This is a genomic window from Pseudalkalibacillus sp. JSM 102089 (assembly GCF_041366475.1).
GTDB lineage: Bacteria > Bacillota > Bacilli > Bacillales > Guptibacillaceae > Guptibacillus > Guptibacillus hwajinpoensis_B.
On sequence record NZ_JBEWYW010000001.1, the window covers coordinates 955,195 to 970,822 of the forward strand.

Below are 15,628 nucleotides of genomic sequence, written 5' to 3' on the forward strand. Positions count from 1 at the left end.
CTTATATTCCTGACATGTTATTCGTTACACCAGTGATTACGGCGCCACCGATTGTAAAAAGAAAAAGGATAATAACGATTGTCCATACGAGTGCCTTTGGCCATTGAGCTGTAATACGAAGACCTAGAGCCGTCAGGATAATCGTCCAGATACCAAAGATCTCAATTCCATTCAGAAAACCACCTAGAAATCCTTCTCCACTCACTAAACTACCAAGACTTGTGTAGAGCTTATCAACTGTGCCTCCAACAATAGCAATAATAAGTCCGTTAAGAACAGCACCTATTGCTCCAATAAACCCAATATACGTATTCATCGAAAAGAATTGTTTGAACGTAGCTTCTGAGCTTGTTGCTTTATTAATCAACCAAAGAATAAAACTACCAACGAGGATGGATAATACCGGCCCAACTCCAACAGAAACGATTGTAATAATTTTAGTAAATAAAATAAGACCGTCTACATTTTCTCCTTGCAAATCCCCTGTAGCGAATTGCTCTTCGAATCCTGGCCCAAGTATCATCAACCACCCGCCGATTAATGATAGGACCGTAACAACGATTAAGGGCAACCATACTTTAGGAGCCTGTCGAATGCTTTTAAACTGTTCACCAGGACTCCAAATCATTCCAAGTAGTGATGGCTTTGCTGCATTTCCTTTTTCTTCATAATCTTCGTTCATTATGTACACAACCTTTCAAAATAATGTCATCTCTTTCTACGAGTCTAACAGAAAAAGGTTCCATTATTTTTGAAAAATAGTTATTTTTTCTATAAGACGTCATATTTTAAAACACAAAAAAAGCTGATTATTTCATAATGAAATAATCAGCCTCCAGCTATAGTGATAGCTGCTCTCTTAATGAACAAAGTTCATCTAAGAGTTACATGCCCTAATAGTGGCTCTACAACGCATAACGTTACGTCTAGCTATAGTGCAAACGCAGCTTCCTGATGTAATCGACATCACCAAATTCGAGAGATTCTAAGATCTCTTCTTCTGAGAATCCAGTAGCGGTCGCGATCGTCCTGATGTACGGTTTCTTATCAACCTTTAAGCATCGTGCCCTGGCTTTCTGTGTCTGGTAAAGGACTTGCGAATAGCGATTGTTAGAGATCATTCGCTTCACTGATTTCTCCTTTCACACCCATAATGCATGCTCGCAACGCTATGGTTGAAGTGCCATGGGCATGTAACATTCTATACCCCGGTATCAAAGAAAAGAAACAGAATTTAATGTACTGAGCAGCACCAAAAAACCTATTTCTCATCATATTAAAGAATTTTTTTGATTTCATATGTTATCATCCAAATAAGATGATAGCAAGATAGTTTTTTATTCAGAAAATCCTCCTAGACACTAAACGATAAAAAAAGACGCTCAGCTAAGAGCATCTTCTTCTTGATGGAGCATTGATTTGATCATATAGTGATAGCGATCGATGATTTGTTTCTTTGTAAGAGGAAGTATACGGGCAAAGTCTTCAACGACTTCCTTATCAGAACGGAGCCACGCATGATAAGAGCGTTTGACGTATCGTTCTGCATCCTCAAAGTGTTCGAAGTCATTCTTTTCAACCTCGCCACGGCACATGATTTCCCATTGGTCTTCTCGACCAGGACGAATGTAGATGGTCTTTCCTTCATGATTCTCATAGAAAGTACCACTTTCACTGTTTCGCTCATTGAGCTTATTCCGTTCAGGATCTTTACGAAGTGGCTTGAGAGCGAAGGATGGCGCTACAAAAATCCGAAAGGTCTCCTCATTCATTTCACAACCGGAAGCTTTAGGGTGGCCTCCGCCTCCATAACGTGATGCAAATTCAGAGACATCCGCTTCATCATGAATCGTTCGAAAACCAAGTCGTCGGCTTCCATCATTGATGATCGTAATGAAATCAAGATGTGGATTTCGTTTATTTAACTCATTACCAAGTTCTGAATGGTACGATTCAGCATGAACAAGACCGATACAGTATTCATCCACTTCCATTTGAACGAGCTGACGATTTTTCTGATGAATGTAACGCTCAATTTTCCGCTCCTCTAGATCAAGAATCATTTCTTCTGATTCATTGAAAGCAAAGGAATCGGGATCTCGCGTTAAACGTCTCAGCATCTCTGATTTAAATGTTTCTCTTCCCATAATGGAAAATAGATCATTCAATCGTTTCGCATCGACCTCATTATCCTCTTCCCATTCCCAAGTATCATACTTTCGCACAAGCTCAAGAAACTGTTCTAATGATTCCAAACGCTCGATTTTCTCTTTTTCCAACAGAAACTGATAAAAAAGTGTTGCGGCACACGTTTTTTTATCATCACCTGGATCAACATAGCCCCAATCGTAGTCGTTAAAATGCATCGCTGTAGCATGATGATCAATCATTTGGACATGACTTCCTTTTTGAAATCGTTCCTCCAAGCGTTTTTCAACATGCTCATTCACTGATAAATCAGTAATAAAAATCGGATCACCGCTGTTTTGTAAAAGAAAAGCTTCTACCCTGTCATCTAAATTGCGATATGTACAATGTGTGGTCTCAGCTTCATTCTCAAATGCCAACTCGGCAATAAGAGCACAGGCCGTTCCATCAAGATCACTATCCGTAAACAATTTAATCATGAGCAACTCCTCCTATTCGATGTTAGTATGTACGCCATTTCAAAATTCATGAATACACGATTCATTGAAAAAAGCGAGCAAATGCCCGCTTCCTTCTTACAATTTTTCAATTATACAGGTCTTTTACAACCCCTGTCCAATATAAAAGAACAAAATCATTTCACATGTGAATGAGCCGCTTATCGAATGATCAACCATATTAGCTAATAAAGTCTCAAAGGGCCCTCCCCTAGCTGACCTTAACGTTTAGGAACCATTTGTTTCAACTTGATACTTTTCTCGCAAGCGAAACTTTTGAATTTTGCCACTAGCATTTCGCGGAAGTTCTTCTAAGAATAAATATTTTCGAGGGCGCTTATAGTCAGCAAGGTTTGGACTTTCTTTACAATAACGATCGAGTTCTGCCTCTGTTAACCCTTCCGCTTTCTTCACAATAATAGCGGTGACAATCTCTCCCCACTTCTCATCTGGCTGCCCTAGTACCGCCACATCTAAAACTCCTTCATGACCATGGAGAACATCTTCCACCTCTCTCGGGTAGACGTTCTCCCCACCTGAAATAATCATATCATCCACCCGATCCGAAACGTAAAGGTAGCTATCTTCATCCATATAGCCGAGATCTCCTGAATGATACCACCCTTTATACATCGATTCGTTCGATGCATCAGGACGATTAAAATACCCCATCATCATACATGGTCCTTTTACAATAATTTCACCTACTTCCCCAGGAGGAAGCACATCATCAGGTTCTGAAGGACCTCGTTCATTCGGACGAACAACTCTTACTTCATGGTTTAAGGCTGCTCTTCCTGCAGAACCTACTTTTGTTAACTGTTCGTGCTCATCAAGAAATGTGACAGCCGGCCCCATTTCAGTCATGCCGTAAGCTTGAATTAAATGAATACCAAGCTTTTCTTTTACCGAAACGACTAGGGAAGGCGCCATTGGGGCAGCACCATAAAGGCCGACCCTTAAACTACTTCGATCATATTTAGCGTAATCTTCTTGAAGAATCATATTCCACATCGTTGGAGCCGCAAAGAGAACTGAAACTTTCTCGTTCTGAATGACTTCAAGTACTTTTTTCGGTTCAAAGTGATGAATAATGATATTCGTTGCACCAAAATGAACTCTTGGTAAGAAGTTACAGTGCAATTCTGCACAGTGGAACATTGGCGCCGCCACAAGTCCCCGATCGGCTTGTGTGAGCTTTAATGATGCGCCACATAAGATGCTTTGCTCTATCATATTACGATGACGATGCATGACACCTTTAGGTCTACCGGTCGTTCCACTCGTATACATAATCGCATACGTATCATTCTCATCTACCTCAACTATGGGCTCATGATCGTGCGAAAGACGAACATGTTTCTCGTAGCTCTCTGCGTAAGATGGCTCATGATCATCGATTGACCAGAACGAGACATCCGGATACTGAGACTGTATCTCTGAAACAATCGGTTCCAGAGCACGTTCAAATATGAAAATAGATGGCTTCGCATCTTCAATGATGTAAGCGATTTCATTAGATTTCAATCTGAAATTAATTGGATTAATAACAGCTCCGATTTTTGCACTCGCAAAATAAAGCGTAGCTAATTCCACAGTGTTAAATAAGAAGGTCGATACGCGATCTCCCTTTTTAACTCCTGCATCTAGTAAAGCATTCGCGAGACGGTTCACCTCGTTATTCCATTCCCTATACGTCCATCTTATGTTTCGATCTACATCAACAAGCGCTTCTTCCTTACCATACTTTTTTACCGTTTGAAGGAACAAAGAACCGATGGTTATATACATTTAGAAACCTCCACATCTTTCTTCTCTTAGATTTGGTTTGCGTATGTATAGTTCCATTTTCACAGAGGTAATCCCTTCTTTTTTATCTGAATACTTAATTAATTTAGGTGTGTTTCCTTTTTGAATAAACAATCCTACTTTAAAGTATAAGAAAGCACAAAAAAATACCGGAATGTCCGGTATTTAAATGCGATCACTTATATCATCCTGCTTCCATTTATTCATCATAGGAACCGAATGTCGACTTATCATAGCTACAAGTTTCTCAGGGTTTTCTTCTGTAAGCAACGGCTCCATATATTGCTTATGAAGAAAGCCTTCCTCTACCATGTGTTCAAGCATGAGATAAAAGCGATCATAATAGCCTTTTGTATTCAAAAGTCCAATCGGTTTATTATGATATTCAAGCTGATACCAGGTGAATATTTCCGTTAATTCTTCAAGGGTTCCAATTCCACCAGGTAACGCTATGAAAGCATCTCCTAACTCATACATCTTGGCTTTACGTTCATGCATTGTATCGACTATAACTAAATTCGATAGCTCTATGTGGGTCACATTATCATATATTTTGCGAGGAATGACCCCTGTCACTTTGCCTCCAGCTTTTAAAACCGATCTTGCTAGTGCCCCCATTAACCCGACATTGCCTCCACCGTATACCACTTCAATCTCCTTCTCTGCAAGCTCCTTGCCAAGCTGCTCGACGGCTTCAAAATAGTGGTTATCAACATTCTCACTGGATCCACAAAAAACTGTCATTCGTTTCAATTCGTTCATTTACAGATCCTACCCCCTTATATCAATCAGACAATAACGACTTTGGTTGTAAGCTTTTCTTCATATTTATATTTGTTGTTTTAAATCCTAAACGCTCATAAAGTCGAATCGCTTTTGTATTATGACCAAAAACATGAAGTGAAAGTCCTTCAATGTCTTTTTTCTCTAACAGTACTTCAAGTGCCTTTATGGCTTCTGTTCCAAAGCCTCTACCTTGTTTATCTTCATTTATAGCAAACTCATAGATAAATGCTTCCTTTGCTTCGTTATCCACCTTCACCCATAAGCTTCCTAGCTTTTCCTCTATAGCTTGATTAACAATGGTATACAGAAAGTGATCTTCGGTGTGTCTTCCTTCAGGCAATAATCGCTCGAATTCCTGCTTGGACTTTTCATATGCCTCTTCTTGTTTCCAATTCCCCGCTGAAGCTTTTTCCTCTGCATAGCTATCAATCGATACTTCCAGAAATTGTTTGAAGTCATAATCATTCATTGGTTGTAATACTATCAAAAACTGCCATCTCCTTTCCATCTCTTTTTATCTTACTATTAAATATGTTTGAAAAATAGTGTCAATTCGACCATAAAAAAACACCGATATGTATCGGTGTTTTTTTGTCTCCATGTGCTATTGTGACTTAGCTTCAGCCAGATTATTTAGAACCTTGCCTATTTTTTCATGTATAACAAGGTCAGCTGCGCTGTCATACCCCGTTTCCTCTTGATTAACAATAACCAACTTAGCACCATTTCGTTTCGCTTCCATCGGGAAAACGTTCGCGGGTGATACTTCAAGTGAAGAACCTAGAACGATAAAAAGATCAGCCTTCTTCGCTTCCACTTTTGCCTGATGAATCGCGTTCATTGGAAGGGGTTCACCAAATAATACAATGCCAGGTCTGTTAAATCCTCCGCAGTGGCAGACAAAATCATCATTCATGTATCTTTCACTTGAAGCTTTTTCTCCACATTCATCACAATAGATCGATCGCAATGAGCCATGCATTTCCGCAACGTTTTGACTACCGGCCAACTGATGAAACCCATCAACGTTTTGAGTCAGAATACAGCCAAGCTCTCCGCTTCGTTCCCAATCAGCAAGATGATAGTATCCTTTATGAGGAGAAGCTTCATTTAACTTTTGTATTCGTTGCTTATAGAATCGAACAAATAAATCTCGTTCGTATTTCATCGCATCTCTGCTAGCAAATTGAAGCGGGTCTACCTCATTCCACATTCCATCAAGTGCAGATCGAAAGTCAGGCAAACCGCTTTCTGTACTCATCCCTGCCCCTGTTAAAACAACAGTATGTTTGGATTTATTAAATAGTTCCGTAAGCATAGAATCACCAGCTTTCATTTATCCAATAGTTAACCATTCACATATTTTCCGCTTTCTAAACCACTTGTCCCGTTTTTTGTTATCTAATCGTAAAGTCGTTTTATCTTTTTTTACAATTTCATATGAAAGAATGATTACATCAACCTTTCTAAAAACTGCCCTTCACATGGCTGTGAAGGGCAGTTTCACTTAAGACATATTCACTAAATCGGCTAGCGCTCGCTTTAATGTTGAGTAGGTGTTAGCTTGACCAAAATTTGTTTCTAACTTTACAACTGATAAGGCTATTTCTGGTTTGATGCCACTAATTCTTGCTTCTACTCCTACTAACTTAAGAGCTTCTATAACTTGAAAGAGCTGTTGAATGACAAATGTATCAACGATGGGAACCCCTGAGAGATCGATCACAAAATAATTAAGATTGAGATTCACAGATTGATGAAGTGATTCTTCCATGATTAACTTCGCCCGGTATGTATCTATCGTTCCAATCAAAGGTAGAACGGCAACACCATCCATTATTGGCACGACTGGCGCTGACAATTCAAGAATCTCCTTACGTGATTGTTCAAGTAAATTTGTTTGATAGTTAACATAAGGAACACTAAAGTAATAAACGACCAAATTCATTGTATAATCTAGCTTCGTAATCATTCCATAAAGCTCTTCAATACCCATGTCTTGCTCAATCGCATATCCCTTCAATACTTCACCTATAAAATTGCGATAGTGAGGCACCTCACTTAACATCGCATCAAGCGTTGTTCCAATTCTTGCACACTCTTCCCCAGTCTCAATACCCCACTCCTTAATCTTCTGCTCACTCTCAACGTCATCAAGCGCTAACGCTTTAGCATAGACGGTGACCAATTCAATACGCATTGGGAGCAGTTCATTAGATAGACTCTCCAACTGATCTGGGAATTTCTTATTTTGCTCTACTGTAATTAAATGGGCAATTTCCTCTTTTAGCTCGAGGACTCTTTCACTTGCAGATTGCAATCTCACCGTCATCTTCCATCCCTACTTATCCATAATTTCCTATATGCCAAATCATTTTATAACGACGGGGGGGGAAAAGTAAAGATTGAGCGATAGACACCTGAGTTTATGAATGAAGATAGTTAAATTTTGACTTAGTTACGATTAATGTAAATCAATTCAATGAGTCAAATAAGTATAAGCAAAAAAAGAGACGATAAGAAAATCCTTATCGTCTCAAAACTTTACTTTGTAGCAGGCGCAGTTGAATCTGTAGGTTCAGAACCTGCTTTCTTTTCTTTTCGTTTTTCTTTTCGAGGCTTTGGATCTTTCGCCACTAAATATTTCTCTTTCTTTAGAGCTTTATAGAAGGACACGGTCATTAATATCATAATAATGGAGAACGGCAGAGCAGCGAGAATCAATACGTTCTGCAACGCCTGTAGTCCACCAGTGTATAGAAGTACCGCAGCCATAGCTGATTGTGTAACCCCCCACGTTAACTTCACGCTTGTACCAGGATTTAAGGAACCGTATGTTGTTTGCATTCCAAGAACAAACGTAGCGGAGTCAGCTGAAGTAATAAAGAATGTACCGATTAGGGTTATGGCTATAATTGATAAAATAAGCCCTAGAGGGTAATTCTGGAACGTACCGAAGAGTGATTCTTCTGTTGCTAGTGATGCAATATCAGCAATTCCCTGCTGTTGAATGTTGATTCCTGAAATCCCAAATGTTGAGAACCATAAGAATCCAACAATCGAAGGAACAAGAAGCACAGTTACGAGAAACTCTCGGATCGTTCTTCCCCTTGATACGCGGGCAATGAAAATCCCTACGAATGGTGACCATGAAATCCACCAGGCCCAATAGAAAATTGTCCAGTTATTAATCCATTCACGGTTCTCTGGATTTAATGGCGCAATACGGAAACTCATTGCCATTAAGTTCGTTAAGTAAGAACCGATTGTATCTGTAAACATATTCAGAATATAAACAGTAGGTCCTAGAATGAACATCGCTAGGAAAAGAACTCCTGCTAATCCTATATTCGCATTACTTAAGTATTTGATTCCTTTTCCGATCCCTGACCAGGCTGAAATCATGAATAGTACCGTAACAACACCGATAATAATCAGCTGTGTACTAAAGCTATTTGGTACATCTGTTAGGAACGATAAACCACCGTTAATTTGAACGGCACCAAATCCTAATGTTGTCGCAACACCAACGATTGTTGCAAAAACCGCTAGCGTATCAATAACTTTACCAAAAAGACCATTCACGCGCTCACCAAAAATTGGATATAAAGTCGCACTAATTAAGCCGGGACGATCATGTCTAAATTTAAAGTATGCAAGAACTAACGCCACAATGGCATAAATTGCCCATGCATGAATACCCCAGTGGAAAAATGAATACTGTAAAGCTTCCTTAATAGCAGCGGGTGTGCCAGTTTCTGCAGTAGGAGCATTAACAGCGTAATGAGACATCGGTTCTGCTGTACCCCAGAAAACCAGTCCAATACCCATACCAGCACTAAACAGCATGGCAAACCAGCTTAACCTTGTGAATTCAGGCTTCTCATCGGGTTTTCCTAGCTTAATTTTCCCGTACGGTGTGAAAATAATAAACACACAAAAAATAACTAGCAATGTTACAAGAATTAGGTAATACCACCCAAACTTATTCGAAATAAATGATTGGGCACTCGCCGTCAACGACTGTAATGTGTCTGGAGAGATCGCTCCCCAAGCAACCATTAATAAACTTATAATGAGCGTGCTCCAAAACACGGAGGATACTTTTCCCCTCATACACTTCACCTCAACTTAAAATAATTTTCTTTTCCTATAGCATAAGAATTAGTACCTTTTTACCTATATCTACATATACCACTATAAAAAATGTCGAAACGCCGAATTTCGAATCCAAACTAACTCATTTTCGAGATTTTTCAATTAACGTTGCATTTTATAAGGATTTTTAATAAAAAATCGATTCGAAAATTTATTTTTTCTGTTTTCGACTGTTTGCCTTCTTCGTTTTAACACTCTTCGTTCCTGGCTGTTTTTTTATCCACTTCAAATAACGACGAATTCGATCGTCTTCTTTGAGCTGTGTGATCGTATTGAGCCTAATAGCAAGCTCCTTGTTCGTATAAAGAGCATGGATCTGCTTATGACAAGGCACACATAGCCAGGCGGTTGGTTTGAAAGAACCGCCTTCTTCTCTAGGGGTTAAATGGTGCAACGTGCATTTGGTAACCGTTCTTCCGCATAATTCACACACATCCATCTTTACACCCCTCTATAAGGTAGTGTTTGTTACTTTAATAAGGGCTATTCAAACCAATTAAAACCCTTAAGTTCTAGCGATTAAATGCTCAGAATATCTTTTATTTCATCTTCAGATAGACTAGAGATCATCGTTTCTCCAGGTTGGATAACTTTCTCAATGAGTTCTTTTTTCTTTTGCTGAAGCTCATAAATTTTCTCTTCAATGGTACCCTGGGTAATTAACCTCATGACTTGAACAACTTTTTTCTGCCCAATTCGATGAGCTCGGCCTGCAGCTTGTTCCTCAACAGCTGGATTCCACCATAGATCATAAAGAATAACCGTATCGGCACCAGTTAAATTTAATCCTGTTCCTCCTGCTTTCAATGAGATAAGAAAAATTTCATTCTCACCATCATTGAATCGCTCGGTCATTTCAACTCGATCTTTCGAAGGCGTCTGACCATCCAAATAGAAAGCGGAATAGCCTAGATCCGTTAGCTTTTGATGAATGATCTTTAACATGCTCGAGAATTGCGAAAAGATCAGGAGACGTTTCTTGTTTTCGATTGATGTCGTAACAATATCTAAAAGCTGCTCAAGTTTACCCGATTGCCCCTGGTAATTCTCAACGAATAAAGACGGATGGCAGCATAGCTGCCTTAAACGAGTAAGTCCAGCCAGTATTTTCATGCGATTTTTTTGGAAACCATCGCCAGCAAGGCTTTCTTTAGTTTCCTGCTGAATACGGTGCAAGTAGCCAATGTACAGTTCTTTTTGCTGTTTTGTAAGCTCTGATACTTGAACCGTCTCAATCTTATCAGGAAGCTCTTTAAGTACATCCTTCTTCACACGTCTTAGAATAAATGGCTTTACCATTCTCGAAATTCGCTCATGTGGTAAATTTCTGAACGTGGATTGATCCGGGAAGAAACCAGGCATAATCGAGTGAAAAAGTGCCCAAAGTTCATCAAGTGAATTCTCAATTGGAGTTCCGCTGAGTGCAAACCGCTTCTTAGCACTTAATTGTCTCACAGCTTGTGAGGTCTTTGTGGCAGGATTCTTAATTGCCTGAGCCTCATCAAGAATAACGGAATCAAATTGAATGGTTTCATATTGGGCAATATCCTGCCTGAGCGTCGGATATGAAGTTATCCAAACGTCTGGCTGAAGCCCTTGACTTAGAAGCTCTTTACGCTCAATAGGCGTACCAGTATTCACTTCAATCTGAAGTCCAGGAGCAAATTTCTCAAACTCCTTTTTCCAGTTATAAATAAGTGATGCTGGTGCGACAACAAGCGCCATCGCTTCTGGATTATCTTTTTTCTCAGACAGCAAGTAGGCAATGCTTTGCAATGTCTTACCTAGTCCCATGTCATCTGCAAGAATCCCACCCAATTGATAGTGGGCAAGTGCTTTTAGCCATTGATATCCCGTCATCTGGTACGAGCGAAGATCCGCTTCTAGCCCTGATGGAAGATCAAACTGAAGGTCCTCCGGGTGCTTTAAACGGGAGATAAGATCTCGAAAAGCCTTGCTATAACGTGAAGCGTGCTTTCCGCCGCTCATTCTTTCGTCGAGCTGGAGCCCTCTATAGAGTGGCAGATGGAGTTCTCCTCTTTCGATATCTTTTTCTTTTATATTCAGGTCGTCGAATAGCTGACTAACATGTTGAAAATCTTCATTTTCAATTGAAACGAAGGCACCATTCGCAAGGCGATAATAGCGATCTTTTTCGATCACAGCTTTAAGAATATGAGAGATTTCTTCTTCATCTAATCCCTTCATGTCAAAGCTTACATCAAGCCAATTTCCACTATGATCCATATCTACTGATGTTACCGGAGCCGATGATTCATCCAATAACCAACCTCGAGCAGATTCTGTCAGAAACACATCAGCAAGGTCATTTAGTTCTGGAATTGTCCAGTAAAGAAAGTCAAATATCACCGCTTCATCTTCTGCATAAAGTTCTTTACCGTTGAATTTTAGTGATGCTTGTTCAATAAGAGACATAATGGTCTGTTCCTTTTCACTGTCTCTTAAGACAATGCCTCCCTGGTCATTTACGATCCGGGAATCATCTTTAAAAGGATTAATCACATCTTCGCCATATTCATATTCAACGTTAACTAGAAGTCGCTGTCCTTCTGCATTTACATAGACTCTCGCACGCAAATCAGGATTGATGATTTTTTCATTGATCTGTTCAGAGATCAATACATCCCCAAGCTTTTTGAGACCTGGAACGACCTGAGAAAGAAATGGTTCAATCTGCGTTTGTGAAATGGATAAGTCACTTTTTCTAGCCGCATTTCGAAAATGAGACAGATCCCTTAATAAGGACTGCTGTTTTTTCGACAGTTTATAAAGCTTCTCATCGTGAAATAACCACCCATAAGTAGGAAAGTAAGCTGCGCTTTGAAATCCATTTAACTGAAGTACGTAATCATCTTCCCGCTGTTCAATCTCAAAAGAAAATGGTAACCCACCATCGAAAAGTTCAGTCTCTTCATAAAGCGTCCGATTGTATTCAAAACGAATCAATCTGTTTTGCTTTAAAAACTCTGAAAGAAACTCATTCGCTGTCAATGGAGGTAAAATCAATTCACGGTTTTCAGTAAAACGCCCCCAGTTATCAGGTAAATCCAAATAAACCTTCTCATTCCTTCTTATTGCGAGTAGAAGTTGAATAAAAGGCTCATCGAGTTCATGAAACGTATGTTCATCTGGTTCATAACTGAACTTTTTCGTAAACAAATAAGATTGCTCATCAAGAATCGCATCAAGAAATGCGCGAATATCTTTCACAACATATAAACGGTTTACCCCTACTTTAAGTTCAAGAGTCCACGGTGAATCACCTTGAGATTTACGAAGCGTCGGGTAAGAGCTCGCTTTCAATGTAAACTCAATCTTCAACTCATCCGCTCTCAATCTTGAGCGGTTCACTTCGGGTTGATAATCACTTAACACTTGAATGAGCTGATTTGTTTCACTGTAGCTTCGTGGTGATTGAGGTACCTGTGATGGTTTTTCCTTTTCACTTTCTTCCGGCCCTTTCTCGCTGATTGCAATAAGCACAGCAGCAAGATGCTTACAAGTGCCATATGTTTCAAATGCTTGACACTCACAAGACCCAAACCAGTTATCACCAAGTAGCTCAATTAACACGCCATATTCAGAACTTCCGTTTACATAAGCTCGATAAGACTGATCTTCTTTATCATATGTAAGCTCAGATACGCGCCCATTCTGAAAATAGGTGAGACCTCTTTGATAGAAGCTCACTGGAAAACGTTCTTTTATTTCACTTTTAGTAAACATAGAAAAATGCTTCATATCCACATCACATCAATTCCAATGGTAGTAGTAACCTTCATTATACAATTTTCCACATCTTCTTCAAAATATTGCGCGACCCAAAAGAGCATAATAGCATATTTTTCCCTAAATTCAAAATGAGACTTCTAATTTAGACCGTTTGGACATGTATTAAAGAAAGAGGAATTCCTTATTTCAAGGTACATTCGTTACGAAAAATGATCTCTAGATGTTTGATTCATTCGAGTGAACCCTTCACTTCATTCGAATAAATCAACTATCTATCCACTCCAACAGCCTGCTCAAAAGTATTTATCTTGAATCAGAATACATAGATAAAAGGAGATTGCTCGCCATGCTAGAAATTGCTATTGCTCACATTATCCTAGGCTTATCCATTGCTGCTCCGCTCGGCCCAATTAACATCGAAATCATGAAGCGAGGAATTCATAAAGGGTTCTGGTCTTCTCTCTTCGTAGGAGCAGGTGGAATGAGTGCAGACCTTGTACTCATGTATTTGATGTATTTCGGTATTGCAACTTTTGTTAAGTTGACTATTGTCCAAATTAGTTTAATGATTCTCGGAGCCATTATCTTAACGATTTCTGGGATTCAAGGCTTTCGATCTCAAGTAAGTCTTGATGAAGACGAGGACAAAGAAAAAACGGGCTTATTTCATTCCTACGCAGCTGGTTTCATGATCGCTGCATTTAATCCGATGAACCTTCTTTTCTGGCTCGGTATTTACGGATCAGTGCTTAGCGTTTCACTGCAACAACCAGACAAATGGCAAGCCTTTTTCTTATCTGCACTCGTTTTCATTGGGATCGGCCTTTGGAATGTCAATCTTTGTATGACCGTCCACTTCGGAAAATCACTAATGAAACCTCGAACGCTCCGCGCGATTAGTGTAACAGCCAGTCTCGTATTATTATTTTTTGGATTACGGTTCGGCTACCTTGCAGCTGAAATGATTTTCGTTGCTTCAAAATAGGATTGGCTATGCAGCCAATCCTATTACGTCTTCATTTATGACTACGAATGTTTTTGAGGCAGCATTCTCGTTACAATGATACGTTTACGTAAAATAAACATAAGCTGCAATGCCTGCTATAGCGAGAACGCTCACAAGAAGATAAATAGCGGAAATGGTAACCGTTGTATTCTTCGCTTTCTTCCCATACCCAGGATCACTTTTTCCGGCAACCATTAGCGTACCAATTAAAATAATAACAAGAAAAATAACAATAAGCGTTGTTGCAATTGTGATCATCCCCATCCCTCCCTACCTTCATCATACACTGTCTCCTTTCTGTAATAAACCTGCAAAAGTGTGACACATTTGTTATGATAGAAAACATGTGCGTTTTCGCACAAAAAATAAGAAAGAAAAAGGAGAGTATTTATGAGGAGAGGAATCTTAGTCCTAGTCATTGCAGCACTTTCAATTTTAGCAGCTTGTGGATCTGGAGAAAGTGAAGAATCGAAAGGAACGGTTACGTTTGGATTAAACAACTGGGCTGAAAACATCGCCGTTTCAAATATGTGGAAAGTGATACTTGAAGAAAAAGGGTATGATATTGAACTCAAATCAATGGAAAAATCACCTGTTTGGGCTGGTATTTCACAAGGCGACCTTGATGTAGCAGCAGAGGTTTGGCTACCAACAACAGATAAACCGCTATACGAAGAGTATAAAGAAGATGTTGAGATGCAAGAAACATGGTATGAGGGTACAGGTCTTGGGCTAGTTGTACCTTCGTATATGGATATCAATAGTATTGATGATCTGAACGACAAAAAAGACGAACTTGGATTAGAACAAATTGTTGGAATTGATCCGGGCGCTAGCTTGATGGAAATGAGCAGAACGGCTGTTGATGAATATGAATTAAATTATGACCTTGTCGATAGCTCTGGTCCAGCGATGATGAGTGAGCTTAAGAAAGCTTATGAAGACGAAGAACCTATAATTGTCACGCTGTGGAATCCTCACTGGGCTTTTGCAGAATATGACTTAAAATACCTAGAAGATCCCAAAAATGTATATGGTGAAGCGGACGATATTTACTTTATGACAAGAACAGATTTCAGTGACGATCACCCTGAAATCGTTAAGTGGATGAACAATTGGAAGATGGATGATGATTCACTCGGTAGTCTAATGGCAACGATTAAGAATGCTGACGACACCGAAACAGGCGCAAAACAGTGGGTTGAAGAGAACGAAGAACTTGTCTCTAAATGGACTGAATAACGGCCTGAACTCATCTTCGAATTCTTTATCTATTCGCTCTCATGAATGGCTTTATTTTTAGTTCATTTGTTTGACTAATCAATATGAAAAGGAACCCGAATGGGTAGTGACCCCTAAAAGTTAGAGTTTTTATTATGCAGCTGTTTGGCTGGTTTGAGTTCGGTATTGGATCGGACTTAAACCAGCCAATTTTGCTTTTACGCGTTCATGGTTATAGTAGTCTACATAT

At 39.5% G+C, this 15,628-nt stretch carries 14 protein-coding genes; 2 read left to right on the top strand and 12 right to left on the bottom strand.

From position 1 onward, the window contains the following. Position 1: 1 nt before the first annotated feature. From ABVF21_RS04780 to ABVF21_RS04825, 10 genes are all read right to left on the bottom strand, one after another. On the bottom strand, positions 2-682 hold the full coding sequence (locus ABVF21_RS04780; RefSeq protein ID WP_371017579.1) for a Yip1 family protein: 681 nt from the start codon (positions 680-682) through the stop codon (positions 2-4). Positions 683-1,382: 700 nt separating this feature from the next. Continuing rightward, complete coding sequence (locus ABVF21_RS04785; RefSeq protein WP_371017580.1) at positions 1,383-2,627, bottom strand: DHH family phosphoesterase; 1,245 nt, start codon at positions 2,625-2,627, stop codon at positions 1,383-1,385. Between the two features lie 246 nt (positions 2,628-2,873). Beyond that, a complete protein-coding gene (locus ABVF21_RS04790; protein WP_371017581.1) occupies positions 2,874-4,436 on the bottom strand; it encodes a fatty acid--CoA ligase in 1,563 nt (520 codons plus the stop codon). A gap of 183 nt (positions 4,437-4,619) precedes the next feature. Then, complete coding sequence (locus tag ABVF21_RS04795) at positions 4,620-5,216, bottom strand: TIGR00730 family Rossman fold protein (protein ID WP_371017582.1); 597 nt, start codon at positions 5,214-5,216, stop codon at positions 4,620-4,622. Positions 5,217-5,238: 22 nt separating this feature from the next. Then, entirely contained in the window at positions 5,239-5,727 is a 489-nt protein-coding gene (locus tag ABVF21_RS04800; RefSeq protein WP_371017583.1) for a GNAT family N-acetyltransferase, read from the bottom strand. 117 nt (positions 5,728-5,844) lie between these two features. Continuing rightward, positions 5,845-6,558 carry an NAD-dependent deacylase gene (locus ABVF21_RS04805; protein ID WP_303535970.1) on the bottom strand — a complete coding sequence of 238 codons (714 nt, stop codon included), beginning with the start codon at positions 6,556-6,558 and terminating at the stop codon, positions 5,845-5,847. 189 nt (positions 6,559-6,747) lie between these two features. Continuing rightward, on the bottom strand, positions 6,748-7,572 hold the full coding sequence (locus ABVF21_RS04810) for an STAS domain-containing protein (protein ID WP_303535973.1): 825 nt from the start codon (positions 7,570-7,572) through the stop codon (positions 6,748-6,750). 212 nt (positions 7,573-7,784) lie between these two features. Beyond that, positions 7,785-9,356 (bottom strand): glycine betaine uptake BCCT transporter, encoded by a 1,572-nt coding sequence (locus ABVF21_RS04815; protein WP_303535976.1) that lies wholly within the window; start codon positions 9,354-9,356, stop codon positions 7,785-7,787. Positions 9,357-9,549: 193 nt separating this feature from the next. Further along, complete coding sequence (locus ABVF21_RS04820) at positions 9,550-9,837, bottom strand: HNH endonuclease (protein ID WP_303535978.1); 288 nt, start codon at positions 9,835-9,837, stop codon at positions 9,550-9,552. Between the two features lie 80 nt (positions 9,838-9,917). After that, positions 9,918-13,160 (bottom strand): SNF2 helicase associated domain-containing protein, encoded by a 3,243-nt coding sequence (locus ABVF21_RS04825; protein WP_371017584.1) that lies wholly within the window; start codon positions 13,158-13,160, stop codon positions 9,918-9,920. A 337-nt stretch (positions 13,161-13,497) separates the two neighbouring features. Here ABVF21_RS04825 and ABVF21_RS04830 point away from each other — a divergent pair, with 337 nt between their 5' ends. Beyond that, positions 13,498-14,136 carry a LysE family translocator gene (locus ABVF21_RS04830; RefSeq protein ID WP_303535982.1) on the top strand — a complete coding sequence of 213 codons (639 nt, stop codon included), beginning with the start codon at positions 13,498-13,500 and terminating at the stop codon, positions 14,134-14,136. Positions 14,137-14,220: 84 nt separating this feature from the next. On the opposite strand, the gene ABVF21_RS04835 is transcribed toward ABVF21_RS04830, so the two are convergent. After that, positions 14,221-14,415, bottom strand: coding sequence for a hypothetical protein (locus ABVF21_RS04835; RefSeq protein ID WP_194221031.1), 195 nt, complete (start codon positions 14,413-14,415; stop codon positions 14,221-14,223). A gap of 132 nt (positions 14,416-14,547) precedes the next feature. Between ABVF21_RS04835 and ABVF21_RS04840 the strand changes: the two genes are divergently transcribed. Next, positions 14,548-15,399: a glycine betaine ABC transporter substrate-binding protein gene (locus tag ABVF21_RS04840; protein ID WP_371017585.1), complete on the top strand. Its 852-nt coding sequence runs from the start codon at positions 14,548-14,550 to the stop codon at positions 15,397-15,399. Between the two features lie 132 nt (positions 15,400-15,531). Here the strand turns inward: ABVF21_RS04840 and ABVF21_RS04845 are convergent. Next, the coding region (locus ABVF21_RS04845; RefSeq protein WP_160917705.1) for an IS3 family transposase at positions 15,532-15,628 on the bottom strand (97 nt) is incomplete at its 5' end.

What these genes read in the sequence shown, in the direction of transcription:
- ABVF21_RS04780 (WP_371017579.1), bottom strand. Translation starts at nt 682, where the DNA reads ATGAACGAAGATTATGAAGAAAAAGGAAATGCAGCAAAGCCATCACTA.
- ABVF21_RS04825 (WP_371017584.1), bottom strand. Translation starts at nt 13,160, where the DNA reads ATGAAGCATTTTTCTATGTTTACTAAAAGTGAAATAAAAGAACGTTTT.
- ABVF21_RS04840 (WP_371017585.1), top strand. Translation starts at nt 14,548, where the DNA reads ATGAGGAGAGGAATCTTAGTCCTAGTCATTGCAGCACTTTCAATTTTA.
- ABVF21_RS04820 (WP_303535978.1), bottom strand. Translation starts at nt 9,837, where the DNA reads ATGGATGTGTGTGAATTATGCGGAAGAACGGTTACCAAATGCACGTTG.
- ABVF21_RS04795 (WP_371017582.1), bottom strand. Translation starts at nt 5,216, where the DNA reads ATGAACGAATTGAAACGAATGACAGTTTTTTGTGGATCCAGTGAGAAT.
- ABVF21_RS04805 (WP_303535970.1), bottom strand. Translation starts at nt 6,558, where the DNA reads ATGCTTACGGAACTATTTAATAAATCCAAACATACTGTTGTTTTAACA.
- ABVF21_RS04815 (WP_303535976.1), bottom strand. Translation starts at nt 9,356, where the DNA reads ATGAGGGGAAAAGTATCCTCCGTGTTTTGGAGCACGCTCATTATAAGT.
- ABVF21_RS04835 (WP_194221031.1), bottom strand. Translation starts at nt 14,415, where the DNA reads ATGATCACAATTGCAACAACGCTTATTGTTATTTTTCTTGTTATTATT.
- ABVF21_RS04785 (WP_371017580.1), bottom strand. Translation starts at nt 2,627, where the DNA reads ATGATTAAATTGTTTACGGATAGTGATCTTGATGGAACGGCCTGTGCT.
- ABVF21_RS04790 (WP_371017581.1), bottom strand. Translation starts at nt 4,436, where the DNA reads ATGTATATAACCATCGGTTCTTTGTTCCTTCAAACGGTAAAAAAGTAT.
- ABVF21_RS04810 (WP_303535973.1), bottom strand. Translation starts at nt 7,572, where the DNA reads ATGACGGTGAGATTGCAATCTGCAAGTGAAAGAGTCCTCGAGCTAAAA.
- ABVF21_RS04830 (WP_303535982.1), top strand. Translation starts at nt 13,498, where the DNA reads ATGCTAGAAATTGCTATTGCTCACATTATCCTAGGCTTATCCATTGCT.